The 24,780-nt window shown below is 34.1% G+C and carries 23 protein-coding genes and 3 pseudogenes; 21 read left to right on the forward strand and 5 right to left on the reverse strand.

The window, feature by feature from the left end; all coding sequences use genetic code 11:
- Window positions 1-131: 131 nt before the first annotated feature.
- From AC3WTA_RS18330 to AC3WTA_RS18345, 4 genes are all read left to right on the forward strand, one after another.
- Window positions 132-452 carry a PadR family transcriptional regulator gene (locus AC3WTA_RS18330; RefSeq protein WP_000429486.1) on the forward strand — a complete coding sequence of 107 codons (321 nt, stop codon included), beginning with the start codon at window positions 132-134 and terminating at the stop codon, window positions 450-452.
- Window positions 453-527: 75 nt separating this feature from the next.
- On the forward strand, window positions 528-869 hold the full coding sequence (locus AC3WTA_RS18335) for a DUF1048 domain-containing protein (protein ID WP_000891990.1): 342 nt from the start codon (window positions 528-530) through the stop codon (window positions 867-869).
- A 155-nt stretch (window positions 870-1,024) separates the two neighbouring features.
- A complete protein-coding gene (locus AC3WTA_RS18340) occupies window positions 1,025-1,786 on the forward strand; it encodes an ABC transporter ATP-binding protein (protein WP_000063327.1) in 762 nt (253 codons plus the stop codon).
- Window positions 1,787-2,536, forward strand: a complete 750-nt coding sequence (locus AC3WTA_RS18345) for an ABC transporter permease (protein WP_000837804.1) — start codon at window positions 1,787-1,789, stop codon at window positions 2,534-2,536.
- A gap of 106 nt (window positions 2,537-2,642) precedes the next feature.
- Here the strand turns inward: AC3WTA_RS18345 and AC3WTA_RS18350 are convergent, their stop codons facing one another.
- Window positions 2,643-3,605, reverse strand: coding sequence for a helix-turn-helix transcriptional regulator (locus AC3WTA_RS18350; RefSeq protein WP_492332957.1), 963 nt, complete (start codon window positions 3,603-3,605; stop codon window positions 2,643-2,645).
- Window positions 3,606-3,715: 110 nt separating this feature from the next.
- Between AC3WTA_RS18350 and AC3WTA_RS18355 the strand changes: the two genes are divergently transcribed.
- The 3 genes and pseudogenes from AC3WTA_RS18355 to AC3WTA_RS18365 all read left to right on the forward strand — a co-directional run bounded on the left by AC3WTA_RS18355 (window position 3,716) and on the right by AC3WTA_RS18365 (window position 5,384).
- Window positions 3,716-4,195: a GyrI-like domain-containing protein gene (locus AC3WTA_RS18355; RefSeq protein ID WP_492332958.1), complete on the forward strand. Its 480-nt coding sequence runs from the start codon at window positions 3,716-3,718 to the stop codon at window positions 4,193-4,195.
- 146 nt (window positions 4,196-4,341) lie between these two features.
- Entirely contained in the window at window positions 4,342-4,599 is a 258-nt protein-coding gene (locus tag AC3WTA_RS18360; protein ID WP_001036171.1) for a DUF3963 domain-containing protein, read from the forward strand.
- A 152-nt stretch (window positions 4,600-4,751) separates the two neighbouring features.
- Window positions 4,752-5,384 (forward strand): annotated as a pseudogene (locus AC3WTA_RS18365) (LysE family translocator).
- A gap of 298 nt (window positions 5,385-5,682) precedes the next feature.
- Here the strand turns inward: AC3WTA_RS18365 and AC3WTA_RS18370 are convergent.
- Entirely contained in the window at window positions 5,683-6,273 is a 591-nt protein-coding gene (locus AC3WTA_RS18370; RefSeq protein WP_098095140.1) for a TetR/AcrR family transcriptional regulator, read from the reverse strand.
- Window positions 6,274-7,015: 742 nt separating this feature from the next.
- On the opposite strand from AC3WTA_RS18370, the gene AC3WTA_RS18375 reads away from it, so the two are divergent.
- The 8 genes and pseudogenes from AC3WTA_RS18375 to AC3WTA_RS18410 all read left to right on the forward strand — a co-directional run bounded on the left by AC3WTA_RS18375 (window position 7,016) and on the right by AC3WTA_RS18410 (window position 16,477).
- On the forward strand, window positions 7,016-7,597 hold the full coding sequence (locus AC3WTA_RS18375; protein WP_327965539.1) for a CPBP family intramembrane glutamic endopeptidase: 582 nt from the start codon (window positions 7,016-7,018) through the stop codon (window positions 7,595-7,597).
- A 76-nt stretch (window positions 7,598-7,673) separates the two neighbouring features.
- Window positions 7,674-7,901 (forward strand): annotated as a pseudogene (locus tag AC3WTA_RS18380) (glycosyltransferase family 2 protein); the annotation flags it as partial.
- A 633-nt stretch (window positions 7,902-8,534) separates the two neighbouring features.
- Complete coding sequence (gene sigI / locus AC3WTA_RS18385; protein WP_002096407.1) at window positions 8,535-9,257, forward strand: RNA polymerase sigma factor SigI; 723 nt, start codon at window positions 8,535-8,537, stop codon at window positions 9,255-9,257.
- Window positions 9,247-10,509 carry an anti-sigma factor domain-containing protein gene (locus AC3WTA_RS18390; RefSeq protein WP_492332959.1) on the forward strand — a complete coding sequence of 421 codons (1,263 nt, stop codon included), beginning with the start codon at window positions 9,247-9,249 and terminating at the stop codon, window positions 10,507-10,509. The genes sigI and AC3WTA_RS18390 overlap by 11 nt, the downstream gene beginning before the upstream one ends.
- Window positions 10,510-10,713: 204 nt before the next feature.
- On the forward strand, window positions 10,714-14,061 hold the full coding sequence (locus AC3WTA_RS18395) for a trifunctional glycoside hydrolase family 18/polysaccharide deacetylase/glycosyltransferase family 2 protein (RefSeq protein WP_000414279.1): 3,348 nt from the start codon (window positions 10,714-10,716) through the stop codon (window positions 14,059-14,061).
- 243 nt (window positions 14,062-14,304) lie between these two features.
- Window positions 14,305-14,580: an ArsR/SmtB family transcription factor gene (locus tag AC3WTA_RS18400; RefSeq protein ID WP_000646593.1), complete on the forward strand. Its 276-nt coding sequence runs from the start codon at window positions 14,305-14,307 to the stop codon at window positions 14,578-14,580.
- A 314-nt stretch (window positions 14,581-14,894) separates the two neighbouring features.
- Window positions 14,895-15,569: a hypothetical protein gene (locus AC3WTA_RS18405; RefSeq protein WP_000955693.1), complete on the forward strand. Its 675-nt coding sequence runs from the start codon at window positions 14,895-14,897 to the stop codon at window positions 15,567-15,569.
- Window positions 15,570-16,096: 527 nt separating this feature from the next.
- Window positions 16,097-16,477 (forward strand): hypothetical protein, encoded by a 381-nt coding sequence (locus tag AC3WTA_RS18410; RefSeq protein ID WP_000453934.1) that lies wholly within the window; start codon window positions 16,097-16,099, stop codon window positions 16,475-16,477.
- 226 nt (window positions 16,478-16,703) lie between these two features.
- On the opposite strand, the gene AC3WTA_RS18415 is transcribed toward AC3WTA_RS18410, so the two are convergent.
- The 3 genes from AC3WTA_RS18415 to AC3WTA_RS18425 form a co-directional block, all read right to left on the reverse strand.
- Window positions 16,704-18,155: an FAD-dependent oxidoreductase gene (locus tag AC3WTA_RS18415; protein WP_000371161.1), complete on the reverse strand. Its 1,452-nt coding sequence runs from the start codon at window positions 18,153-18,155 to the stop codon at window positions 16,704-16,706.
- A gap of 326 nt (window positions 18,156-18,481) precedes the next feature.
- On the reverse strand, window positions 18,482-18,697 hold the full coding sequence (locus tag AC3WTA_RS18420; protein WP_164083069.1) for a hypothetical protein: 216 nt from the start codon (window positions 18,695-18,697) through the stop codon (window positions 18,482-18,484).
- 587 nt (window positions 18,698-19,284) lie between these two features.
- Window positions 19,285-19,608: a winged helix-turn-helix transcriptional regulator gene (locus tag AC3WTA_RS18425; RefSeq protein ID WP_001072966.1), complete on the reverse strand. Its 324-nt coding sequence runs from the start codon at window positions 19,606-19,608 to the stop codon at window positions 19,285-19,287.
- Window positions 19,609-19,732: 124 nt separating this feature from the next.
- On the opposite strand from AC3WTA_RS18425, the gene AC3WTA_RS18430 reads away from it, so the two are divergent.
- From AC3WTA_RS18430 to AC3WTA_RS18455, 6 genes and pseudogenes are all read left to right on the forward strand, one after another.
- Window positions 19,733-20,266 (forward strand): NAD(P)H-dependent oxidoreductase, encoded by a 534-nt coding sequence (locus tag AC3WTA_RS18430; protein WP_002096412.1) that lies wholly within the window; start codon window positions 19,733-19,735, stop codon window positions 20,264-20,266.
- Window positions 20,267-20,399: 133 nt separating this feature from the next.
- On the forward strand, window positions 20,400-21,899 hold the full coding sequence (locus AC3WTA_RS18435; protein ID WP_001259947.1) for a class I adenylate-forming enzyme family protein: 1,500 nt from the start codon (window positions 20,400-20,402) through the stop codon (window positions 21,897-21,899).
- 111 nt (window positions 21,900-22,010) lie between these two features.
- A complete protein-coding gene (locus AC3WTA_RS18440; RefSeq protein WP_000985523.1) occupies window positions 22,011-22,559 on the forward strand; it encodes a GNAT family N-acetyltransferase in 549 nt (182 codons plus the stop codon).
- Window positions 22,560-22,741: 182 nt separating this feature from the next.
- Window positions 22,742-23,305, forward strand: a complete 564-nt coding sequence (locus tag AC3WTA_RS18445) for a GNAT family N-acetyltransferase (protein WP_000775350.1) — start codon at window positions 22,742-22,744, stop codon at window positions 23,303-23,305.
- A complete protein-coding gene (locus AC3WTA_RS18450; protein WP_492332960.1) occupies window positions 23,302-24,009 on the forward strand; it encodes an SDR family NAD(P)-dependent oxidoreductase in 708 nt (235 codons plus the stop codon). The genes AC3WTA_RS18445 and AC3WTA_RS18450 overlap by 4 nt, the downstream gene beginning before the upstream one ends.
- Window positions 24,006-24,780 (forward strand): annotated as a pseudogene (locus tag AC3WTA_RS18455) (GNAT family N-acetyltransferase). The gene AC3WTA_RS18450 and the pseudogene AC3WTA_RS18455 overlap by 4 nt, the downstream one beginning before the upstream one ends.

The raw sequence follows: 24,780 nt of genomic DNA on the forward strand, positions 1-24,780 counted from the left end.
ACAATGTAGTTGTAATAAGTAATACTGAATAGTGTAGTTGTACTCAAAAGCTATTCAGTAAAAATTCGCCTTAGTACTCTGTGATACTGAATATAAGTCAGACAGAATAGGGGGTAAAGGAGGATCAGGACATGGAAAATTTAACTGAAATGCTAAAAGGTTCACTGGAAGGGTGTGTGTTGGAAATCATTAGCCGCCGAGAAACGTATGGCTATGAGATTACCCGCCACCTGAATGATCTTGGGTTTACCGAAGTTGTGGAAGGGACGGTTTATACTATCCTCGTACGATTAGAAAAGAAAAAGCTTGTGAATATTGAAAAGAAGCCATCAGATATGGGGCCGCCTCGTAAGTTTTATTCATTAAATGAGGATGGCCGTCAGGAGCTTGAACTGTTTTGGAAAAAATGGGATTTTGTATCTTCAAAAATTAACGTCTTGAAGTCAAACTAGCCTCATAATATAAAATGTTCCGGCTCATATTTGGAGAGTTTCTTGTTCTGCTTTATAAAAAAGGAGGAAAATAAGATGTTGGAAATGTTTAAAAAATTAATCGGTGATAAAAAAGAGTACAAAATGATGATGGCACGTGTTGGAGCACTACCGGAAGATTATCAGTTTGTGTTTAAGAAAATTCAAAACTACATGTGGAATTTCTCAGCGGGTAATGGGATGGATATGTTGCACATACAGTATGAATTAATCGATTTGTTTGAAGCTGGTGCAGCGGAAGGCAGACAAGTGCTTGACATTACTGGGGAGGACGTAGCATCCTTTGCTGATGAACTAGTGGCAAACGCTAAAACGTATGTCTCTAAGTATCGTGAAGATTTGAATGAAAGTATTATGAAGAAATTGAGAAAAAAATAAATGCAATTAGTAATACCGACTGATTAGCTGGTTACAAATGTGAATTGCCGCCATCGCTATTCAGTTATATTTTTAAATAACTACTAAGTAATACAGAATATCAGTGATACTAAATAGAGGTTATAGGTAACCTATTTTAATAAGGGGGAAAAAGTATGAGCAATGCAGCAATTTCTGTAAAAGGGTTAAAAAAATCTTTTAAAGATAAAGAAGTCTTAAAGGGAGTGGATTTTGAGGTGCAGCGTGGCGAAATTTTCGCGCTGCTAGGCTCAAATGGAGCGGGAAAGACGACAACGGTCAACATCCTTTCAACGTTAATGAAACAAGATGATGGTGAAGTGAGTATTTGCGGATTTGATATCCAGCGTCAATCAGATCATGTTCGTCAAAGCATCAGTTTGACAGGACAGTTCGCAGCTTTAGACGGCATGCTTACTGGAAGGGAAAACTTGATAATGATTGCTAAGTTACGTGGTGTTTCCAATCCCACTCAAGTTGCTGATAATCTACTTGCAAGATTTAGCCTGACTGATGCGGCCAAGCAGAGGGCAGACCAGTATTCAGGCGGGATGAAGCGCCGACTTGATATCGCGATGAGTTTGATTGGGGCGCCAGCAGTTATTTTTCTAGACGAACCAACGACTGGACTTGATCCGGAAGCGCGGATCGAAGTGTGGGATACAGTCAAGGAACTTGCCGGCAGCGGCACAACGATCTTACTTACGACTCAGTACTTGGAGGAAGCAGAACAACTGGCAGACCGTATCGCTATTTTGCATGGTGGAACAATTATTACGACAGGTACTCTTACTGAACTGAAAGAGATGTTCCCGCCAGCAAAAGTAGAGTATATCGAGAAGCAGCCGACGTTGGAAGAAATTTTTCTTGCGATTATCGGTAAAAAGGAGGAGATGTAAATGAAAAGCAAAACAGGGGTATTACTAGGGCGCTTAATGCGTAATATTATGCGTAGTCCAGATACAATTATTACTGTAGCGATTACACCGATTATGATGATGTTATTGTTTGTTTACGTATTTGGCGGGGCTATAAAGACTGGAACAGATAACTACGTTAATTATTTATTGCCGGGAATTTTGTTAATGGCTATCGCATCCGGTGTGGCTTACACTTCTGTACGATTATTTACGGATGTAAAGAGTGGGCTGATGGCACGTTTCATTACGATGCCTATTAAGCGCTCATCAATATTGTGGGCTCACGTTTTAACTTCTCTTGTTGCTAATGTGCTTACTATCGTGGTGGTTATACTTGTTGCGCTCTTAATGGGCTTTCGTTCTAGTGCAAATATGCTAGATTGGCTTGCGGTAGCGGGAATACTGGGGATGTTTACGTTAGCGCTAACATGGCTAGCTATCATTCCAGGGCTGAAAGCGAAGTCTATGGAAGGGGCGACAGCGTACTCGTACCCACTCGTTTTTCTTCCATTTATTAGTTCAGCCTTCGTACCTACAGAAACGATGCCTAAAATTGTTCGTGCGTTCGCTGAGAATCAGCCTGTAACTTCAATCGTGAATGCGATTCGCGCCCTATTATATGAAGGGACAGTTGGCAACGATATTTGGACTGCACTCGCTTGGTGCGTAGGTATCATGATCATCTCTTACTTTTTCGCTAGTAAAGCATTTAAACGTCAGTTAGGGTAAGTGAATTAAGTCATCCGAAATTATATATATTTTTGAAAAAGCACGGGAGGTTTTCCGTGCTTTTATTATTTGCTGTGCACTCATGGTAGAAAATACAGATTATCGCTCATGGGCAATATAAGGAGATTCGTCCTTGTAAAACTTCTAATACTTCTTCAGGCATTTCCCTGATTGTAATATCTTTCCCTAGGAAAAGTAGCCAATTTGTTATCTCTGTCACTTCATCGGAATTGTTAACATCGATAAATGTTTTTAAAATGGCTGTGGATTGGTAAGGGTTTGTATAGGAAATTGAAATTTTTAAAGGATGGTATTTTTTGTACTGGGCAATCGCTTTTGGACCAAGTTCAAGTACAAGGTTAATTGCTTCGTCCTTCTTATTGAGTTTTTCTAAAATCTGTTTCTTATTTAACCTCTTTTTCGTCGTGTACGGTTCGATATTGATGAGGTCATCGACAGGAAACAGCAGTTTCTTTTCTTCTTTTAAGTCAAACCCTTCAATGATCCAATGGCTTTTTTCTTGATAAAGGTGTAATAGATAAATTGGGTAAGACTTGATTTCCTCTTCTTCTTTGAGGGTAATCAATAAATGTCTATCCAAAAGAAGGATTTTGATGAGCCGTTCTAACAAAGGGTGGGGGAGGTCAGAAAGCTCAAGTAGATCGGGATTATAAGGGTTAGTCCCTTCAAAAAGCAAGAGTTGATTTAAAAGAACGAGGTCATCTTGCTGGGTTTCTGAGATGAGTCCTAGTAGTTTTTCGGCTAAAGATTGGCGACTCTTTAGATAGGGAAGTTGTTGATTTCTTGTAGCCATAAAGGCAATAAAAAGAGCTTTGACTTCATTGTCAGTAAAGCGAACAACGGGCAGGATAGAATTATGCATGACAAAATATCCACCAGTTCTTCCAACTTCAGCGACAAGTGGCATGCCCATAGCTTCAATTTCTCTTATGTCTCTAATAGCTGTCGATCGTGATATGTTAAACTCTCGTATGATTTCAGTAATTGTAAAGTGGGAGCGATTGTTGATATACCGCATAATTGTATTAATCCGTTCAACTTTTTTCATTTGAGTCTCCTAAACAGTATCATTTTTTGACATGATTTAAAGTTATTATAAACTCATCAGATGAAAAGATAAATCGTTTGATTCATTTTAAAAAAAGGAAGGTATTGAATATGAAAAATTATACGATAGAAGAAAAAGATAGCTTTATTGTGTTAGGTATTGGAACTGAAATTAAGAGTGACTATACAGACTTTGCTGGAATAAATAAAGAAAAGGAAGACTTTTGGTCGGCTGTTAAAGAAGATGGAAGGCTGGATACTTTAAAGGCTCTAGCTACAGACGAATACATTTTTTCTGTGAGCGAAGCGGTGAATAATAAGATGATGTATTATGCTGGTGTCATGACAGAAGCACAAATAGAAGAAGAATCTAGAGTGATCCAGTTTCCGAAGGGAGAATACTTAGTAGTGAAAGGGGAAGACAAAACGGCTGAAGAGCTAAGTAATAAGCTGACTGGCATCGCCTTCGGTCAAGCTTTACAAGAAGCAAAGGATTTTGCTTATGTTGGTGGGCCAAATACAACGGTTGAGATGGGGCAAAGAAACGGCTTAGTATTTGGTGAAATGTGGATTCCAGTTGTTAGGAAGTAAAGTGATAAAAGGTACGAATATGGAAAGTAGAGGCTAACAATATTGAATTGTTGGCCTTTTTGACATAAATAAATTATTCATATGCTACTACACATTATGTTCTGATAAAATGGAATAAAAGGAAATTAATGTAAGGTGGTGGCGATTTGAATAAAAAAAGGATATTTGAGCTATTCATAGTAGCGTTTGTTTTTCTATTCCTTCATGTAAGCACATATACCAATGAAAAATTTAACGATAAATTGGGTTCCTTTACTTTCGTTGTTCTATTTCTTATGGTTTATATTTACGCTGTATTTATAGAACGGTATTTTGATGATATACAAAAGTGGGTTCGAAATATCACAATTTGTTTTGCTTTGTTAGTAGTTGCTGTAGTGTCACTATGGATAGGTTATTTTTAAATCTTTACTTAAGAGAATGAGAAGTATGTGATTACCATACATTCGATCCGATCATATTACTTAGCTGTATCGGCTTATATTAATCTTTTCTCTCCTTAATCATGATAAAATGTACAATAGGAAATTTTATGTAGCATAAAGGGGGAAGGTTTATGGTTAGCTTTAGTACTTTGTTAGCCTTTGCAATTGTTTCACTTAGCATGGTTTGTTCACCTGGGCCTAATATGATTTATCTCATTTCTCGTTCCATTACGCAAGGGCGTATGGCAGGATTTATTTCTCTTTTGGGTATTATGCTTGGATTTGTGATTTATATAATCGCAACAATGTTCGGACTTACAGTGCTATTCCTTGCAGTACCCGCTGTCTACGAAGCAGTCAAATGGGCAGGAGCTGCTTACTTGCTCTGGCTCGCCTGGAATTCGATAAAACCGGGTGCTACTTCTATTATGGAACCTCGTACTATTTCTAATGAGCCACCACGGAAATTATTTTTGATGGGGCTTATGACTAATCTTCTAAATCCAAAGATTGCTATTTTGTATGTGTCACTGTTACCCCAATTTGAAGATCCTGAGAAGGGATAGTTGCTTCTACAAGGTGCAGTTTTAGGCCTTATGCAAATCACTGTTAGTTTTATAGTCAACCTTCTAATTGTGCTTACAGCAAGTAAAATTGCTACATGGTTTGGCACACGCCCAACGTGGCTGAGAGTGCAGCGTGGGCTTATGGCAAGTGTCTTAACAGGACTTGCTGTACGTCTTGCTTTTGAACGTCGACAGTAGGAGTATCTAAAAATTTGAAGATCTATTTTTATTTTAGGGGTAGGATAAAAGAGAGGTATGTGAAAAATATACAATGATAAATAAAATTCCTACTTACAAGCGATGAGTCAGTTTTTATGTAAATATATGAATAAGTTATGTGAAAAACAGATTGGTTGTATGCCTAATATACAACGTCTAAAAAGCTCCCTTTGCTAAAAATTATTCACCCCTCTCATAAATAGAAGATCATTTTTATGAGAGGGGTCCATTCAATTTAAGTCTATAAAAATTGAATGGAAGCAATGCAAGTTCTCACTTATCTAGAATAAGTGAAAAGATGATGTTTTATTTGTTCAATAAAATACTGATGGTGTATATTATCGTTCGATACTCGACTTGCCATAATAGCGCCCTCCATTGAAGATGCCAGAAAAGAAGCGAGCGATCTAATGTCTATATCTTCTTTAAGTTCATGTTTCTCTATTCCTTCTTTTATGAGAGAAGCCATTAACATTACTGTATCATCATAACCTTTTGCTGCTGCTGTTTGTAATTCTGGGAATACTCCAGTACTTTCAATTGCGCTATTAAGCAATGGACAGCCTCCAGCAATAGGGGGATTATTAGCTGCATCTTGATATACAAGGAAAATTGCAAGAATTTTATCGATTGCTGTCTTTTTATTTTCCATTGCTTTATGAAAATGACCCCACATAATCTCACCACTTTTGTTGTAGGCAGCAAGGACAATTTCTTCTTTATTTTTGAATCTACGATAAATAGACCCTTTAGGTAGTTCAGTAGCTGTCATTATATCCTGGATGGATGTGCGAGTTATCCCATTAGTATTAAATAAATATAAAGATGTTTCAATAATTTTTTCCTTTACCGTATCAACTTTAGTCATGTGTTGTAGTCCTCCTAATAAAAACGAGCTTAATATTCCAGGTAATGTTTATCCTCTATTTTTTGTAAGTATAAATAAGTTTGAAGCAAAAATATATTATCAATCCCTATCTTATGGAAACCTCAAACAATACAGTTTGAACAGAGGTTAATCAAATTGTATTATTTATATTTTTTAAATGAATTTTCTGTCAAAAATAACATAATCAATTGTTTAATTTAGTCATGTTAGACAACTAATTTTACCTAAAATCGTAGAAGATGTAAAAATATATAGTTAATTTTAGTGCATAGACATATGAGTACTATATATAATCTTTATCAATATGTTTAGCTAAAGTGTTTGAACTACTCCCACTTTCACTTCTTATATAATAATATCTCTCGCAGTTCTTGTGGGTAAAAGCCTGATCACTTCATTCTATAAAAGAAATAATTAATGAGTACTGGAATTTGATTGTAAATAAGAAACCGAGTTATAAATATATTTGCTTTTTTCTATTTTGTTAATCATTTGTAAAAAGGGTTTAAAAAACTAGAAACTTATAGTATCATTAGATTCCGGACCGGACCGTTCGGTCCGTTGACTTGTATGAATATATTTGGAAGGAGAACCTTATGCAGAAAGAAAAATCAAAGATTGTAGGTAATTTAATTAGGGGGATAATAAAGTGAACTTTATAAACAAGAATAAAAAAGAACTTATTATGTTAGTAATTTTAACACTGTTCTTACCATTTTAAATTGGCTTGTTCATATTATTTGGCATATCACTTTTAACTAATGTCAATTTAGTTGAATCAGAATTTCTTCTTAGTGCCATCGGTTTTACTGTATCTGCTATTGTAGGAATAATTTTCTTTAGGAAAGAAATCATTCAAAGTTTTACTTATTTTAAAGAGAAAACAATTTTGAAAATAGTGAGTATTCCTATGGTGGTTTTACTTATGATGATTATTGAAAATTCTATTATGCATTTTCTAGCAACTGGTCAGCCAGAGAATCAAGAACAGCTCCTTGAAAGGGGTGGGGAAGTACCTCTTATATGTACATTGCTTGTATTTGGTATTCTGGGTCCAATACTTGAAGAAATTGTGTTTCGTTATATTTTAATAAATCGCTTTTCGCATTATATTGGTACTGCTATTGCATCTATCATTTCGATTCTAATCTTTACATTCCTTCATACGAACCAGCTTTCGGATTATGCCATTTATTTACCAGGCGCGGTGATACTTACTATTGCTTATCTAATTTCTAAAAGATCCCTTGCATATGTCATAGCGATACATATGTTAAACAATTGCCTTGGTTTTATATTGTAAGAAGTTAGCCTTGCATCTGTTACAGAGTTAAAAAACTAGAGACAGATATTTATCTAATAAAATAGAGGGAAATATTATGGCTGAAACAAACGAATCTTTAGGAAGCGATTTACAAAAGGATGTGAAGTTTTCTGTTATAATCCCTATACATAATGAAGAAAAGTACATTAGAAAATGTTTGGATTCAATTACAAAGGTATCAGAGGCATATAAAAAGCAAACGGAAGTTATAGTTGTTTTAAATCGTTGCACAGATAAAACAGAGGAAATAGCAAAATCATATAAGTGTATTACATTAAAAAATTAAGATAAAAACGTATCTAAAAAGAAATGATTAAAAATATGTAGATAAGATATATTATGATAATCAAAAAAGATAACAATAGAGAAAATCGGCAGGAAATAGTGAGAACAGCAGATATTCTTATATATAATGAGAACCCAACTTAATTTAATAGATATTATAAGAAAACCATTGATTAGCCTTTTTTCAAATCAATGGTTTTTATTTTTGAAATAAATATATATTTTTATAAAAAATATTTTTTGACCCCCATAAAACTTTGTATTCCTTCGAATATGTATAGTGAAGAAAAATGATTATGAAAGAATATTGAAGTGTTAATAAAATTACTAGATTAAGTGGGTATCCGAAATAAAAGGATTAAATTACCAATGATATAGAGAAGAGTTATTTAAAGATTGCAGATAAAATAGAAAAAGAACAAGCAAAACAATATAAGAAATGAAAATGCAGACTTAGTTTTTGTATAAATAGAACAGAATAATCATTAAGAAAACGGTGAGAAAAGTCGTTCTCGAAAAATATGAGCAACAGTAAGAAGACAAGTTCAAAGAAAAATACTAACAAAATGTGGTTAAATGGTCACTTGTTTAGTGACCATTTTGCTATGTGAAGGAGGCTGGGAGATTACAAGTGTTGAGTTTAGTAATGAAAATCTTAAGAAAACCAAAAATAGAAGATATCGTATGTAACATACAAAACAACGGAGAAGATAAGGAAGCTTTTATCGTACAGTATCAGCCGTTTATTAGAAAATCAATCTCGTCTGTCTGCCGTAGATATATTACAGAACAGGATGATGAATATAGTATTGGATTGTTTGCGTTTAACGAAGCAATTGAACAATATTCATATAAAAAAGGGAAATCTTTTCTAGCGTTTGCTGATCTTCTTATAAAAAGAGATGTAATTGACTATATACGCAAGGAGTCTAAGCATAACCTTGTCTTTTTAAAAGAAGATGAGCAAGAGGAAATGTTAGAAATGCAAGTATCGCTTACGGAGTATATGAAAGAGATGGAAAATAGTAACCGTAAGGAGGAAATTCTTCATTTTCAAAGTGTGTTAGCGGAGTTTAAAATCACATTTTCAGAGCTGGCTAAAGAATCTCCTAAGCATCGTGATACGCGTGAGCACCTAATAGAAATTGTGAAGATTATTATAAAAGAAGAGGAAATGATGGAAGAGTTGTTCCGAAAGAAAAAATTACCGCTTAAACATATTGAACCGCGTGTTAGAGTAAGCCGTAAAACGTTGGAACGACATAGAAAATACATTATTGCAATGTGTATTATCTTTGCAAACAACTATACATATATTCTTGATTACATAAGAGGGGAGAAGCATGATGAATAAAGGAATTGTGATGGATATAAAAAAGCATAACGTAGTTGTTTTAACTCCAAATGGAGAGTTTATTACGTGTAAAAGAAAAGGGGATTCTTGCATGATTGGAGAGGAAATCTCGTTTGAAGAACAAGAACAAAGAGCATCGCGTTTTTCAATCCCTTATTTCTTAAAGCCGGCATCATTACTTGTTGCTTGTTTTCTATGTGCGCTGTTATTTTTCTACAGCCAACCGGAAGAAAAAGTATTTGCTTACGTCTCAGTTGATATAAATCCAAGTTTAGAGGCGAGCGTAACGAAGGATCTTCGCGTTATAGATTTGCAAGCTTGTAATGATGATGGAAGGCGTATTTTAAAAGAATTGAAGCAATGGGAAAATAAACAATTGCAAGACGTAATACGTACGATTATAAAGCAAAGTCAAGAGGATAAGTATTTAACGAATGATAAGCAAGTTATGCTAACGGCTGTTGCAAAGGATAAGTCACTAGCACCACAGTTGGTAAAGGAAATGAAAGAATTAAAGAAAGAATATGAGCTAAAACATATTACAGTCGAATATCAAAGTAGCACGATGCAAGTACGAGAGGATGCTAGAAAAGCTGGAATTGGCACAGGAGTCTATATAAAGCAAGAGAATGAGAAGAACAAATCGCTTACTCCACCTGTCACGCCGTCTAATCCGGTGGAAAACGAAGAAGAGGTGCAATCGCAGCCGGAGTCATCTCCTGATGCATCACCAGATTTGTCTCCTGTAAAAGAAAAAAAATATGAGAAGCCAGAACAGCAAGAACAAAAGAAAACAGAGGAACAGCCATCTAGGAAAATAAAAGAAAATAATGGACAACAGCAAGGAAACAACGGAAGAGGACCTCAACAAGGGAATAACGGAAATGAGCAAGGAAACAACGGAAGAGGACCTCAACAAGGAAATAATGGAAATGAGCAAGGAAACAACGGAAGAGGACCTCAACAAGGAAATAATGGGAATGAGCAAGGAAACAATGGAAGAGGACCTCAACAAGGAAATAATGGAAATGAGCAAGGAAACAACGGAAGAGGATCTCAACAAGGGAATAATGGGAATGAGCAAGGGAACAACGGTAGAGGATCTCAACAAGGGAATAATGGGAATGAGCAAGGGAACAACGGTAGAGGGTCCCAGAAAGAAAATAATGGGAACGAGCAAGGAAACAATGGAAGAGGATCTCAACAAGAGAATAGGGGCCACCAACAAGGAAATGAAAAGAAGAATCAATAGAATATGGAAGTGAGAGATTCAATCCAAAGCTAAAAGGAGTTATCTCGCTATTGTGAGCAGTAAAAACTCCCATCTCAAAATTTGGCTGAGGCAAAGAAGTTTGATGGGAGTTGGGCTGCTTATAAATGTTCGATTGATGAGGCTGATTAAAGTAGCACTTTATTATTCTACAGTTCTATTAAGAAGGAGTATGTGAAAAATATAATGGAGAAAAACATTCAACAAGAGAAAGATAAAGCAAAACCTGTTTTTTATGATCCGAAAGGAAGGAGAAACATAGCTTTTATTTGGTTTCTATGTATCTCAATAGTTAGCGTAAGTATTGTATTTTATTTTTTCTTTCAAAGTATTTTTTCAACACCAGAAATTCCAAATATGAATACCGCTGTACAACAAGATAATAAACTTGTACCAATTAATCAAAAACTTAGTGATCAGCAGTTAAAGAAGGAAGAATTTAAACCAAATACAGAAACGAAGGATAACAAAAATTTGGTGAATTTGTCGAAGGATAGTAAACAACGTAAAGAAGTGTATGGTTTTTATGTAAACTGGGATGAAAATAGTACAACGTCTTTAAAAGAAAATATCAATTCATTAACCACGTTAGTACCAGAATGGTATCATTTAAAAGAAGATTTAACGATTAGAAGTGAGATAAAACCTGAGATTGTAAAACTAGCAAAAAAAAATCATGTGAAAATTATGCCGTTACTTACTAACTATACAGAAAAAGCTTCTGGCCCTGATAGTGATCTTATCCATAAGTTACTGAATTCGCCGAATGATGTGAAGACGAAATTTATTAATGATTTAGTAAGCGAAGTTAAAAAGAGCCAGTTTTCAGGTATTAATATTGACTTTGAGGCCGTACCTGAAAGTGATAGAGAAAACTTAACAAATTTCATGAAAGAAATTACTACGGTCTTTCATAAACATGATTTGCTCGTTACACAAGATGTTCCAGCTAATGATAAGGCTTTTGATTATGGTGCATTAGCAAAAGTAATAGATCGAATGATTGTAATGATGTACGATGAGCATTATGGAGCGGGGGAACCAGGCCCAATTGCTTCAAATAAATGGTTTCAACATACATTAAAAGAACTGAATATTCCGTCTAATAAACTTGTAGTTGCTTTCGGTAACTATGGATATGATTGGGAAGTAAATAGTAAAAAACCTGCGAAGTCTTTAACTTTTTCAGAAGTTATGACAATGGCACATGATTCCAATATGAAAATTCAATGGGATAACATGAGTGGAAATCCATATTTTAGATATAAAACAGGAGAGAAAGAACATACTGCTTGGTTCTTAGACAGTGTTACTCTCTATAATCAAGTGAAAATCGCAATGGAAAACAATGCAAAGGGGTTTGCACTATGGAGATTAGGAGCAGAAGACCCTACAATATGGAAAGTTTTAAAAAATCCGATTGAGGCCCAAAAAAATCTTGATGCATTACATAAAATTACTAGTTTAGATGAAGTGAATTATGCTGGCCAAGGTGAAATTTTACAGATTGAGAATGAAAGAAAAAATGGGTTGAGAGATTTCAAAGTAGGAAAAGATGGGTATCTTACAGATGAAGTATATGAATCCTTACCATCGGCATACGAAGTGCAACGACATGGAAAACCAAATGGGAAACAAGTAGTATTAACATTTGATGATGGGCCAGATCCGAAATATACACCGGAAATTTTAGATATATTAAAAGAGAATAAAATAAACGCTGCTTTTTTTGTACTTGGTGAAAACGCGCAACTACATCCTAATATTGTGCAAAGAATATACGAAGAAGGGCATGAAATTGGCAATCATACTTTCAAGCATCCTAACGTCGCTGATACGTCTTTACTACGAACAAAAGTAGAGCTTAATACGACGCAACGTTTAATTCAGGAAATAACTGGACATTCTACTGTTTTATTTAGACCACCATATGAAGCCGATGCTAACCCAGATTCATCAAATGAAATATTGCCTATTTTGCGTGCACAAAATATGAACTATACAATGGTGGGGGAAGAAGTTGACCCTGAAGACTGGGCAACACCATCAACAAATGAATTAGTAAAGCGTACTCTTACTCCCATTTATAAGGGAGAGGGACATGTTATTCTTCTCCATGATGCGGGAGGGAATCGTACCCATACGGTAGAAGCGCTTCCCATTATTATTAAAGAACTTAAAAAAAACGGATATAGTTTTGTAACAATTTCAGATTTAATGAATAAAGAACGAGATGAAATTATGCCTCCTGTTTCTTCTGAGGGTGAGCAATATTTACTTTACAATAAAGCTGTCTTTTCAGGGGCGGGATACTTTAAACATATATTAACAACTATTTTTTATATTGCTATTGGATTAGGTATTTTTCGATTCTTATTCTTAATTTATTTTGCATGGAAGCAGAAAAGAAAAACGCTATCTCGCTATATTAATGCGTCCTATCAACCTTTTGTTAGTGTTGTCATAGCAGCATATAATGAAGAAAAGGTGATAGCTAAGACAATTCGCTCAATTTTGGATAGTAAGTATGGAGAATTTGAAGTTATTGTTGTGGATGACGGATCGACAGATGGTACGTCAAAAGTAATGCAAGAAACATTTTATAAACACCCTAAAGTTCGTTTCATTCAGAAAGAAAACGGCGGGAAATCATCGGCAATGAACCTAGCGTTTCAACAATCGCGAGGAGAGATCATTGTCACTTTAGATGCGGATACTATTATTGCGCAAGACGCTATTTCTCTCATGATTAGACACTTTGAAGATCAGAATGTAGCGGCAGTTTCAGGTAATGTCAAAGTGGGGAATAGACGAAACTTGTTAACTACTTGGCAACATGTTGAGTATATTACAGGGTTTAATTTAGAACGTAGAGCTTTTGATGAGTTAAATTGTATTACAGTAGTTCCAGGAGCTATTGGGGCATGGCGTAAAAAGAATGTAGTTGAATCTGGATATTTAAGTGAGGATACGTTAGCAGAAGATACGGATCTTACTATTACATTTTTACGTCAAGGATATAAAATTGTATATGAAGAAAAGGCCTATGCTTTTACGGAATCACCTGAAGATGTGAAAAGTCTCATTAAACAGCGATATCGTTGGTCATATGGTACACTCCAATGTCTTTGGAAACATCGAAAAGCAGTGTTTCATACAAAACATAAAACGTTAGGATTTATTGCATTGCCTAACATGTGGTTATTCCAATATGTTCTGCAATTCATTGCTCCTTTAGCAGATATATTAATGATTATGGGGCTGTTTAGTAGCAATCCGCTAAAAGTGTTAGGGTTTTACCTTGTATTCTTTTTATTGGACCTTCTCGCGTCTCTCTTTGCATTTAAATTAGAGGAAGAGAATCCGAAACCACTAGCATGGTTAATTTTACAACGCTTTATTTATCGTCAATTTATGACTTATGTTGTCATTAAATCTATATTCTCATCTATTCGAGGAGTAGCGGTAGGATGGAATAAATTAAAGAGAATGGGGAGTGTTCAGCATTCCACGGAGCATAAGGAGGCATCTTAAGAGGGCGGGTTACCTGCTCTCTTTTTTCATTGGTTTTAGTAAGTAATATGTAATATAAAGCCTTCGCTTCCATAACGAAATTCCTAATCATTACTGATAGTGAGACATTATGTTAAGATACTCCTTTAGTTTCGGGAAAAAGTTTTTTTATCTTTTTTTAAAATGACGGACATAAAATCATATATACCTTCGAATTATATATATGGATATCAATAATATTTATATAAAAGGGGAGTAAGAAATATGAAAGCAAATAAAGAAATGTACGTAGAAATCACTGAAGTGTTAAAGGTATTGGCACATCCTGTCCGTTTATCTTTAGTAGAAATAATGCTTACAAAAGGCCCTACTAACGTAACAACAATGTATGAAACATTACAAATGCCTCAAAGTACAATTAGTCAACATTTATCTAAACTAAAAGCTACTAAAATGGTTACAGGTACTCGGAAAGGATTAGAAATTTATTATGAAGTAACGGATAGTCGTACAAAGGCAATTTTATCAAGTTTGTTGTAACGCTGACTGTCTAGACTTCAAAATTAAGAAGAGGATACGAAAGCAATTCTATGGAGAGAATTTTTAAGGTTTTTACACAAGTGAAGATCTGAAGCAAAGTCCCTTAATAAATAAAATAGTTGTTTGAATATATGGTATAAAATAGAATTTTTATACCATATTTCTTATATATGTAATAGAAGGAAGAATGTTTTGATTTCAATCTATACGCTATCTTTATAATTATTAATTACCTTAAACGTTTGAGAAAATAATAATAGGTTTGGAGTAAAAGTAAGTCCATCCAAGCTTAATTCCTAAGTGGAAAAATCAACATGCTCACTATAAAAATAATCATAGCTAAAATCCCCTGCACCCTCGGTTTTTTAAAATTACTTGTTACCTCATTTAACATTGAATTAATCCATTTTGTTGACCCAGCATTAATGTATCAGGTTACATCAAATGAAAAATTCCAAGAATCAGATGCTCAATATAAAGTTAAAGAGCAAATAGAATGGATTGCTCAATGTAATGTTGATGCTATCCTTATTACTTGTACAAATTATATTGCAATTTTACATGAAGACCAACTTTCAATATCAGTGCCAATCATTAAAATTGATGTACCGTTCTTTGATTACATATGCAATATACAGCAACCTCAGACAATTATTTTTACAAATCCTGCAACTGTTGAAGGTACAGTAGAACGCCTTAAACATCATGCTAATAGCCGTCAAAAATCTTTAGATTTAGAGGTTATTGTCATAAATAGTGTTTTTGAATTGATAATGAAAGGACTAAAAGAAGAATACAACCAAGAAATTACAAAGTTCTTAAATCAAATCATTAAAGATGAAAAGAAAGTTATCTCTGTTGCTCAATTATCTATGGTTGATGCAACTAAGCAAGTTGAGCATAAAACAGCTAAGACTATTATTAATCCATTGAATACATTAGTATCTTATATTGTAAATAAATTAAAATTAGAGAAGAAAAATCAGTGATAAACTGTTGTGTTCTTCTTTAGCTAAAGGGTTCAATTGTTGAGTGGCAGAGAAAGGAAATAATCAAAAATCCTCTTTTGAAAATTTGGGAACTTGAACAAATTGGATTAATAAAATAGCATCCTTATTTAAGTAGTAAGGATAAAATAATCATTTGCAATTTAAAAAAAGACGTATGATTAATTTAGAGTTTTTATTATACCGCCCCCTAATTTTCTATGCCTAATTGAAATTAGGGGGTTTTTTAGGTAATCCTAACTTATTTAATTTATATTCTAAAAGAAGTACCACAAAAATCAAAGAAGAATTTGCGAGATTACTTTTAAAATCAGTAACATGAAAACATCCAAAGTACAAATAGGAATTGAAAGTGATTATTTTTAAATATCAAAAAGTTAAGGGAATAGTTATAGTTGGGTAATATTGATACAAATTAAAATAGAAAAGATATGGAAGTCCATCTATAGATCTAATACTAAAGGGAAAATAACTGAAATATAAATGTAATTGAAAGGAGTGGAGTAACAATGGAGGTAAGCTTTTTTTTAGGATTTTTTTGGGGATGGGTAACGGTTATCATCACAGGAATACTTTTTGTGCGACCATCTGTACTACGTGAACTGAAAAAATTAGTGGTAGAAGACAGGGGATTTGGAATTATGTATGGATTTTTATCAATTTTCCTAGGTTTAGGTACTGTTATCCTACATAATGTTTGGGCCTTTAATTGGCAGGGACTCATTACACTTACTGCATGGCTCGCACTATTAAAAGGAATTTATGTAATTGCATATCCTGAACCATCCAAGAAAACTGATTTTGAAGTAAGGGTGCTATCTACTCGTATAGTGCTTGCTATCCTTGGTATTTTATCTTTATGGATGCTTATAATACTTTATATGAAATAGAAACAAATATTTTTGATTATAAGAGTGTAGGTGGGAGTTTTCTATAGTCCATCGGAGTGGAATTTTATAGTTAACTGTAAGTTTAGTATTTTTCCCTTGTAGACATGTTTTTATAAATAGTGAGATGGGCAAAACGAAAAGAATCCTAAATAAATAGGATTCTTTTCGTTTTATAAAAGTGAATTTATCTTGTATCACTAATATAATTGATAATCATTTTTCTGGACTATTCGCAGTTATCTACCTTGTTATACTCAATGTCGGCTATGTGACCATCTGGTCGAATCAAAATGGTATCTATATTTTTCAACTCGGAATCTTGTATTTCTCCTACAACTACCTTTATGTGCGAATCAATATTCATTTTATTTATCTTATCTATATAAGAAGGGTGTATTAATAAAATAAAGTTACCATCTTTCATTAATTCAAAGAGTTTATAATTTTTCTTATTTAGAGAAGAAATAGTGAGATTTGTACATCTTTTTCCTATCAATGGATGTCTTTCTGTATCGTGCATCGATGAATACATTACCCCTAAGCCGCTTACTCTTTCAGATAAATCGTGATTTATCTCGGGATATGTAAGTAAGTGCGAAAATAAATCCCTTAATTCCATTCCTGCGTTTGAAAAGTTTATCATTAATTGTTCTTGCGCTTGTACTTCCTTGAAAAATTGTTTTCCCACAGCATGTCTTTCAATATGATAACTTTCTAATAGACTTTCATATTTATTTTGTTTTATTGCGAGTCCTAATTTCCAGCCTATATTAAAAGCATCTTGTAGACCTACATTCAAACCTTGTCCTCCAGCAGGGAAATGAATATGTGCTGCATCCCCTGCTAAGAATACACGCTTATGTTGATAAGTATTTGCTAGTTTGGTTGCATTGCCAAAGCGAGAAAGCCATATTGCGTTCTTAATTTGAAGATGTTCACCTGTAATACTATAAATACTATCTATAAACTCTTTTTCTGTAACAGCAACATGAACGGGTATCGTCTGATTCTTAGGATCAACAATTGCAAAACGAAATACATCAGGTGCAATAGGTACCATCATTAATATCCCATTTATATTAGAAGTAGATAAAAATGGAGTATCTGGTATATCTTCTAAAATAACATCACCTAATATAGCAGTAGTTGTTGTGTTTGTTCCATTAAACGGTATATTTGATAATTCACGAACTATACTTCTTGCTCCATCAGCTCCTATTACATATGGAACTTCTATTTTATATATTGTTTCTCTTTGTTTTATTTCTAGTTGTACGAATGTTTCATATTGTTTTAAGTCTTTCAGAGTATGCCCGCGTTTAATGACTACACCTAATTCTAATGCACGTTTTTCTAATATTTCTTCTGTAATAGATTGGGGAATAAAAAGTGTATACGGAAAATCAGTATTTAAATTTTTAAAGTTTAATCTTGTATCTAAGGCAGCAAAATGACTTGTATTTAATTTCTTGCCTCTAGCTAAAAATCGATCTGCAATACCTCTCATAGCCATCAATTCTAAGGAACGGGGGTGTAGTGTGAGTGCTCTAGAATTTCGTACTCGGTCTAATCTTCTCTCTAAAACAACAACTTTTACGCCTTGGATAGCTAATTCACATGCTGCCATAAGTCCAACTGGACCACCACCAATTACCGCTACATCATAATAATTGTCCATATCATGCCCTCCATTTATTTAATTGTTTAAGAGCTAATGTGAAAAATTGTAAATAGATTTATAAATGCTATCTATTGTACATATATAATTATACTCCATTTTAGTTTCCCTGGAAACTAAAATGGAGTTCCTAGGAAAAGTCTACATAGTAAGTGTGTAGTTAAAGCTATATAGCGTGTGTGCAGCAGTAGCCATTGGGTAGCATTGATATGTAATGGCGTTTGCATTAAAGGCTGCAGCTTCTTCTGCTTGTGCTATTTTTGCTAAAAATGCTACTGCTGTAGTTCCATGTGGGAGTTGTAAAGGTCTTTCCGCTATTCGTAGTTTTAATGAAGTAGTAGTGGTTTTAACTCGACTTCAAATAATTCGCTTTCAATTTCAGTAAGTGCATACATCGATACAGGATGTGGAGAGGTATTAGATAAGACTTGTGATGAAAGAAGTTCTCCTGATGACGAGTAAAATGTAACAAACACTTGTGAAAATGGAGGGACCATAATGATTACACGGTCAGTTTTTTGTAACGTATTAACCAACTCCAAAATAATATATTTTTATAAAAATCAAAAAACAATAGATAAATATAAAGATATTATTATGGGTACTTTTCCGATAGTGAATTAAGAAAATTAATAAACTCTTTATTTTATTGTAAATAATTTAAGAGCACACAAATATGTGTGCTCTTAGAATAGAAAGGTAGTTTTCTATGAGTAGGGAGTCCCCATATAATAAAATATGCTTGTCCAATTTAAATGTGAGAAGTTTTTTATAAAAATGCTATTTGGTAAGTCTATGTGAAAAATCACCTTGTACAGGAACTCTTTGCAAAGTATTTTGTCTGCAGTCATGATTATTAAAGTTGATGAGAGCTGTTATTCGGCTAATAAAACCACATCTCAAATTGTTGACTATATGTCTAACAACTAGGATGTGGTTCAATTAATAAAAAGTATAGGATACTTTTGTTATAAAGAGTATTTATAGATGAATGTTATTGTTTTTTACTTCTGAAAGAATTGAGGTTCTAAATTACAAGTTGTTGGAGTCCCTCTACTATAACATTTCAATAGAAATATTGAACTACTAATATGAATGTATCAGATTTAATAAAGACGGTAATGTTCTTTTAGTCATGTAATCTTTTCATTTGATGATCTTTTCCCCATTCACATAGCTCATCCATAATTTGCATTAAAGATTTACCATATTCACTTATTGTGTATTCAACCTTTGGTGGTACTTCTTGATATACAGTACGATGGATAATCCCATCAGCTTCAAGTTGCCGAAGTTGTTGAGTCAGAACTTTTTGCGTAATGTTTGGGATTTCTCGTCGGATTTCACTTGTTCGCATTTTTCCATCCATTAACACACATAAAATATGAACTTTCCATTTTCCGCCGATTACATCAAGTGTCGTTGCAATTGGGCAGTCATCATTTTGATTCATATAACACCTCCACAGGTACTTTAAGGTTCCTATAGCACTTTAAAGTACGTACTTTTCAATTATATGTGACTCATTCATACTAATACGTAAAGGTTTGAATAATTTATAAAGGGGATGGAAGATGATGAAAACACTTGTAATTGTAGCACATCCTGATATTGAAAAATCAAAAATTAATAAAAGATGGATTGAAGAACTTGAGAAATATTCGGATGAAATTACGGTGCATGAATTATATAAAGTGGCACCGAATTGGGAGTTTAATGTGGAAGAGGAACAAAAGCTGTTAGTAGAACACGACCGATATATATTTCAATTTCCGCTATACTGGTACAGCTCACCACCATTATTAAAAAAATGGTTTGACGATGTATTAACATATGGATTTGCTTACGGATCAAAAGGAGATAAAGTGAAGGGGAAAGAATTTGGGGTAGCTATTTCTATAGGTGGATTAGAAAAAGACTATGAAAATAATGGGATCACGATGGATGAGTTAACAAAACCATTTCAAGCTACATGCTTATATACAGATATGAAATTTATACCTTCGTTTTATTTATACGGTGCTGAATATAAATTAAGTGATGAAGAGATTGATAAAAGCGCACCGGAGTATGTACGATATGTGATGAATAAGGAGTATTCTAATATATAAGAGGGAATAGCCATTTACTTGTTAAGTAGATGGCTATTTTTATAAAAATTATATTCACTAAGTGTAATCTTTAGTAAATTAATAGTTAATCTGGTAAAATAAAAAACCTAACATATATAAAGGGGAGTTTTACTTGAGAACGATGCAAAAATTATTACAAAAAAGAGCAATGCAATCACCAAATTTGGAAGCGCTTGTGGGGGGAGAGAAAAGGTATTCGTTTCAGCAGTACAATGAACGAGTAAATCAGCTTGCACACTATTTGTTACAAAGCGGTGTACAAAGAGGAGATCGTATTGGAATACTATGCAAAAATAATCATCCATTTCCAAGCGTTATGATAGCAAGTTTAAAAATTGGAGCTGTGTGTATTCCACTAAATCATCAGCTTACTGCGTATGAATTAGAAACGATTGTAAAAGAAGCAAAATTAAAAGTGTTAGTTATTGATGAAGAGTTCCATGAAGCTTTAAAGATTGATGCTGTTAAAGAAATTCCTTATGTAATGAAAACGACAAAAGAAGGCTTTGGTTCATTTGAATTAACATTACAAGAACAGCCAAGTACAGAGCCGAACGTAGAAGTTCATGAAGGTGATGATGCGATTTACTTATTTACTTCAGGAACGACTGGACAGGCGAAGGCATGTGTCATTGGACATAAAAACTTACATCATTATTTTGCTGAAATTGCAGGACAAAGAGAAATTCCAGCAGGTGAACGCTTTTTATCCGTGCATCCATTGTTCCATATGAGTGGCGTGCTTTCTATTTTAAATTGCATTTATCATGGCGTTACGATGATTTTCTTAGCTGATTCGAATCCTACTCTCATTTGGGATAAGATTGAAGAAGAGAAAATTACGACGATGCTTGCGTTCCCAGCTGTTTATAGCTACATGCTTGATGAGCTAAATAAAAAAGAGCGTAACATTTCAACCTTTAAAGTAGCGCAAAGCGGTGGTACAAAAGTGCCAGAAACACTTATTCAAAAATATATGGAAAAAGGAATATATATGGTGCAAGGCTATGGGAGTACAGAAGGTTGGGTTGTCACTTCATGGCATCCAATGATGGGAAAAGAAAAGATGTCTTCTGTAGGAAAAACTTTGAAACATGTAGAACTGAAAATTGTTCATCCAGAAACAGGTGATGAACTAACAAAAAATGAAGTTGGCGAGATTCATGTGAAAAGTCCATACATGTTTAAAGGGTATTGGAATAATGAAAAGGCGACGAAGAAGGTAGTAAAAGATAGTTGGTTTAACATGGGTGATGCTGGCATGATAGATGATGACGGATTCCTGCATATTATGGGAAGATATAAAGACGTTATCATACGCGGTGGTGACAACGTATATCCAGATCAAGTAGAAGATGTCATTCATGAAATACATGGTGTTTTAGAAGTTGCAGTAGTTGGGGTTCCGCATGACTTTTGGGGTGAGGTTCCGACAGCGTATATTGTAAAAGATATGCAAACGTCCTTAACAGAAGAAGAAATTATACAACATTGTAAAGAAAAATTAGCAAGTTATAAAATACCAGAAGTTGTATTTATGGAAGAATTACCGAAAAATGCTTTAGGGAAAGTGTTGAAGAGGGAATTAAGAGAAGGTGTACTTGTAAAATAAAAAGCGATTAGATGATGAGGAATCCAGTTATGTACAAAGCATAACTGGATTTTTTGATGTAATATTGAAAATAAAGGAATTTCATTCATTTCAGTACAAGGGGGAGAAAATATGGCTATAAAATTAGAAACTGAGCATTTATGTATACAACCTTTTACCAATGATGATGTATGTAGAATTAAAGAATTGGCTAATGACAAGGAATTAGCCAATATTCTTGGGCTCCCACACCCATATAAATTGGAGTTCGCGCAAGATTGGGTTGATATGCAACCAGAGCTTATAAGGCAAGGAATCGAATATCCTTTAGGAATCATTTCTAAAGAATCAAGAGAAATTGTAGGTACAATTACACTAAGAATTGACAAAGGTAACAATAGAGGAGAACTTGGTTATTGGATTGGTAAGAATTATTGGGGCAAGGGTTTTGCAACCGAGGCTGTAAATAGAATGATTCATTTTGGCTTTATTGAATTAGGTCTAAACAAAATTTGGGCATCTGCTATTTCTAGAAATAGATCATCGATTAAGGTGTTAGAGAAGGCGGGTTTACGTAAAGAAGGCACATTAAGACAAAATAGACTGTTATTAAATACATATGAAGATGTTGATGTTTATGGAATATTAAAGACAGAATACAACGTTTTAAATTACAGATAAGATTGGTAGTATGATGACAAAAGGAAACCCTTCAGAACAGGGTTTCCTTTTTGTATTTCTCAAAAATCAACATTGTAGTTTAACAAACCCTTGTTTATCAAAAACATAATAATTTACTAGATTTTGTATTTATTGTAAGATAATAAAGAATATTCAATCATTAATTAAAGGATGAGATATAAATGAAGCTGCCGCTATTACAAATAGAGACAGAGAGACTTATGATCCGTCCGTTCCAAAATGATGATTATGAAAGTTGGTTCGATGGCTTTCGTAAGAGGTTACCATCGCAGTATAAATATGACGACGGTTATCAAGATATGGCCTCATCAACGAAAGAATGGTTCACGGAATGGATAAGAGGGTTTGATGAAGCAGCACATCGAGATGAGATGTATGTATTAGGTATTTTTCGTAAAGAAGACGGAGCTAATATTGGAAAGCTAGAGCTTATAAAAATTTTACGTATGGACTATCAGTGGGCAATGATGGGGTATTCCATACATAATCAATACTGGAAAAATGGATATGGCATGGAAAGTGTGAAAGCTACGTTACCGTTATTTTTTAATCGTCTTCATTTTCATAGAATTGAATTACATATACGTGTTGATAATGAGCCATCCGTTCGTCTTGCGGAACGAGCAGGTTTTTCTTTTGAATGCAAGAGAGAGGCGTTTTCTTTAGAGAATGGTAAGTGGATGGATTTTCTTATTTATTATAAAAATAAGGAGATGGACATATGAGAGTGTTTATTACAGGTGGAAATCGTGGATTAGGGTTACAGTTAGTAAAAGTATTTCATGAAAATGGGCATATCGTTTATCCGTTAGTTAGAACGGAGGCTGCGGTAACGCAATTGAAGCAAATGTTTAGTCGTAGATGTTTTCCTATATTGGCAGACTTATCGACTGATGAGAGTACGGAACAAATTAAGAAACAACTTGCTGCGGAATATACAGAGTGTTTGGATGTAGTTATAAATAACGCTGGAATTACTGGAAAGGAGACTGAAGTTTTACATACGAATTCAGAAGAGTTAACGGACTTATTTAACATTCATTGTTTAGGTATAATTCGAGCTGTAAAAGGTACATATGTAGCTTTAGAGAAATCGGATCATCCGAGAATAATAAATGTGTCCTCTCGCTTAGGATCATTACATAAAATGGCGCACAAAGAGTTTCCGCAAGGTCAGTTTTCCTATTCCTATCGAATTGCTAAAGCTGCACAAAATATGTTAACGCTTTGTCTGCAACAAGAGTTTGAAGATAAAGGAATTCGTGTAACTGCCATTCACCCTGGAAAATTAAAGACTGACATTGGTGCTTTTGATGCGAATATGACTCCGGCTGAAGGAGCGCAAAATATATATGATTGGGTAATAGATTCAAATGAGGATGTTTCAGGGAAGTTTATTGAGCCAGGTGTGGGTGAATTAAAGTGGTGATATACGATCTTACAATTATTCAGAATTTATTTGGTCCCTCGAAAAAAAGTATTAAATGGCTTACCAAATGCATTGACGATTGAAGAGATAGAAGAAGATGCCTTTTATAACGTACAAACTTATAAAGAGAAGATAAGTAGATTTGAAGAAATTTGTTTTAACTGGGAGTTAAAAAGAGCGAGTATTGTATTAAATAAGAGGTTTAGTAGTTATAACTCAAGTGCGAGAGTGTTACTTGATGCGGATTTTTCTTTACATGCAGCAAAGATAGAAGTGTGTAGAGAGTTAGACGATGTAGAGGCGCTTTAAAAACAATTTAAATACCGTTCAATAGGAGAAACGTTATCGGTAAAAGATTTTAAATGCATTTGGGAGCAATGTATGTTGAACTCAGGAAATAAAACTTTCATTTTAAATATTGATGAGCATTTTCATTCAGTGCAAACGGAGTTAGGTAAAGGGTGGGAGAAGTCATGCATTGTTTTTTATGATGAAAAAGAGCCAATTGGTTTGTCCATACCGCATATAGAGCCTGGAACAGAAAGTGAAGGACGATTATTTTACTTTGGGGTAATGCCTCATTATCGAGAGAAAGGAATCTCTTCCCAGCTGCATCTTCAATCTTTACATATGTTAAAAGAAATGGGCGCTACTTATTACATCGGAAGCACACATACTTCAAATGAAAAGATGCAGAAGGTATTTTGGAGAAATCATTGTTCGGTGAAAACGGAGATAGAGCTTTATTATAAAATTTTTAAAGAAAGTTAG

It is taken from the genome of Bacillus sp. EB106-07-01-XG149 (assembly GCF_058791555.1).

Bases quoted from the DNA above. Each gene is read 5' to 3' on its own strand.
- AC3WTA_RS18345 (WP_000837804.1), top strand. From the start codon at position 1,787: ATGAAAAGCAAAACAGGGGTATTACTAGGGCGCTTAATGCGTAATATT.
- AC3WTA_RS18430 (WP_002096412.1), top strand. From the start codon at position 19,733: ATGAAAACACTTGTAATTGTAGCACATCCTGATATTGAAAAATCAAAA.
- AC3WTA_RS18450 (WP_492332960.1), top strand. From the start codon at position 23,302: ATGAGAGTGTTTATTACAGGTGGAAATCGTGGATTAGGGTTACAGTTA.
- AC3WTA_RS18440 (WP_000985523.1), top strand. From the start codon at position 22,011: ATGGCTATAAAATTAGAAACTGAGCATTTATGTATACAACCTTTTACC.
- AC3WTA_RS18400 (WP_000646593.1), top strand. From the start codon at position 14,305: ATGAAAGCAAATAAAGAAATGTACGTAGAAATCACTGAAGTGTTAAAG.
- AC3WTA_RS18330 (WP_000429486.1), top strand. From the start codon at position 132: ATGGAAAATTTAACTGAAATGCTAAAAGGTTCACTGGAAGGGTGTGTG.
- AC3WTA_RS18415 (WP_000371161.1), bottom strand. From the start codon at position 18,155: ATGGACAATTATTATGATGTAGCGGTAATTGGTGGTGGTCCAGTTGGA.
- AC3WTA_RS18350 (WP_492332957.1), bottom strand. From the start codon at position 3,605: ATGAAAAAAGTTGAACGGATTAATACAATTATGCGGTATATCAACAAT.
- AC3WTA_RS18335 (WP_000891990.1), top strand. From the start codon at position 528: ATGTTGGAAATGTTTAAAAAATTAATCGGTGATAAAAAAGAGTACAAA.
- AC3WTA_RS18395 (WP_000414279.1), top strand. From the start codon at position 10,714: ATGGAGAAAAACATTCAACAAGAGAAAGATAAAGCAAAACCTGTTTTT.
- AC3WTA_RS18445 (WP_000775350.1), top strand. From the start codon at position 22,742: ATGAAGCTGCCGCTATTACAAATAGAGACAGAGAGACTTATGATCCGT.
- AC3WTA_RS18405 (WP_000955693.1), top strand. From the start codon at position 14,895: ATGCTCACTATAAAAATAATCATAGCTAAAATCCCCTGCACCCTCGGT.
- AC3WTA_RS18340 (WP_000063327.1), top strand. From the start codon at position 1,025: ATGAGCAATGCAGCAATTTCTGTAAAAGGGTTAAAAAAATCTTTTAAA.
- AC3WTA_RS18425 (WP_001072966.1), bottom strand. From the start codon at position 19,608: ATGAATCAAAATGATGACTGCCCAATTGCAACGACACTTGATGTAATC.
- AC3WTA_RS18410 (WP_000453934.1), top strand. From the start codon at position 16,097: ATGGAGGTAAGCTTTTTTTTAGGATTTTTTTGGGGATGGGTAACGGTT.
- AC3WTA_RS18390 (WP_492332959.1), top strand. From the start codon at position 9,247: ATGATGAATAAAGGAATTGTGATGGATATAAAAAAGCATAACGTAGTT.
- AC3WTA_RS18355 (WP_492332958.1), top strand. From the start codon at position 3,716: ATGAAAAATTATACGATAGAAGAAAAAGATAGCTTTATTGTGTTAGGT.
- AC3WTA_RS18370 (WP_098095140.1), bottom strand. From the start codon at position 6,273: ATGACTAAAGTTGATACGGTAAAGGAAAAAATTATTGAAACATCTTTA.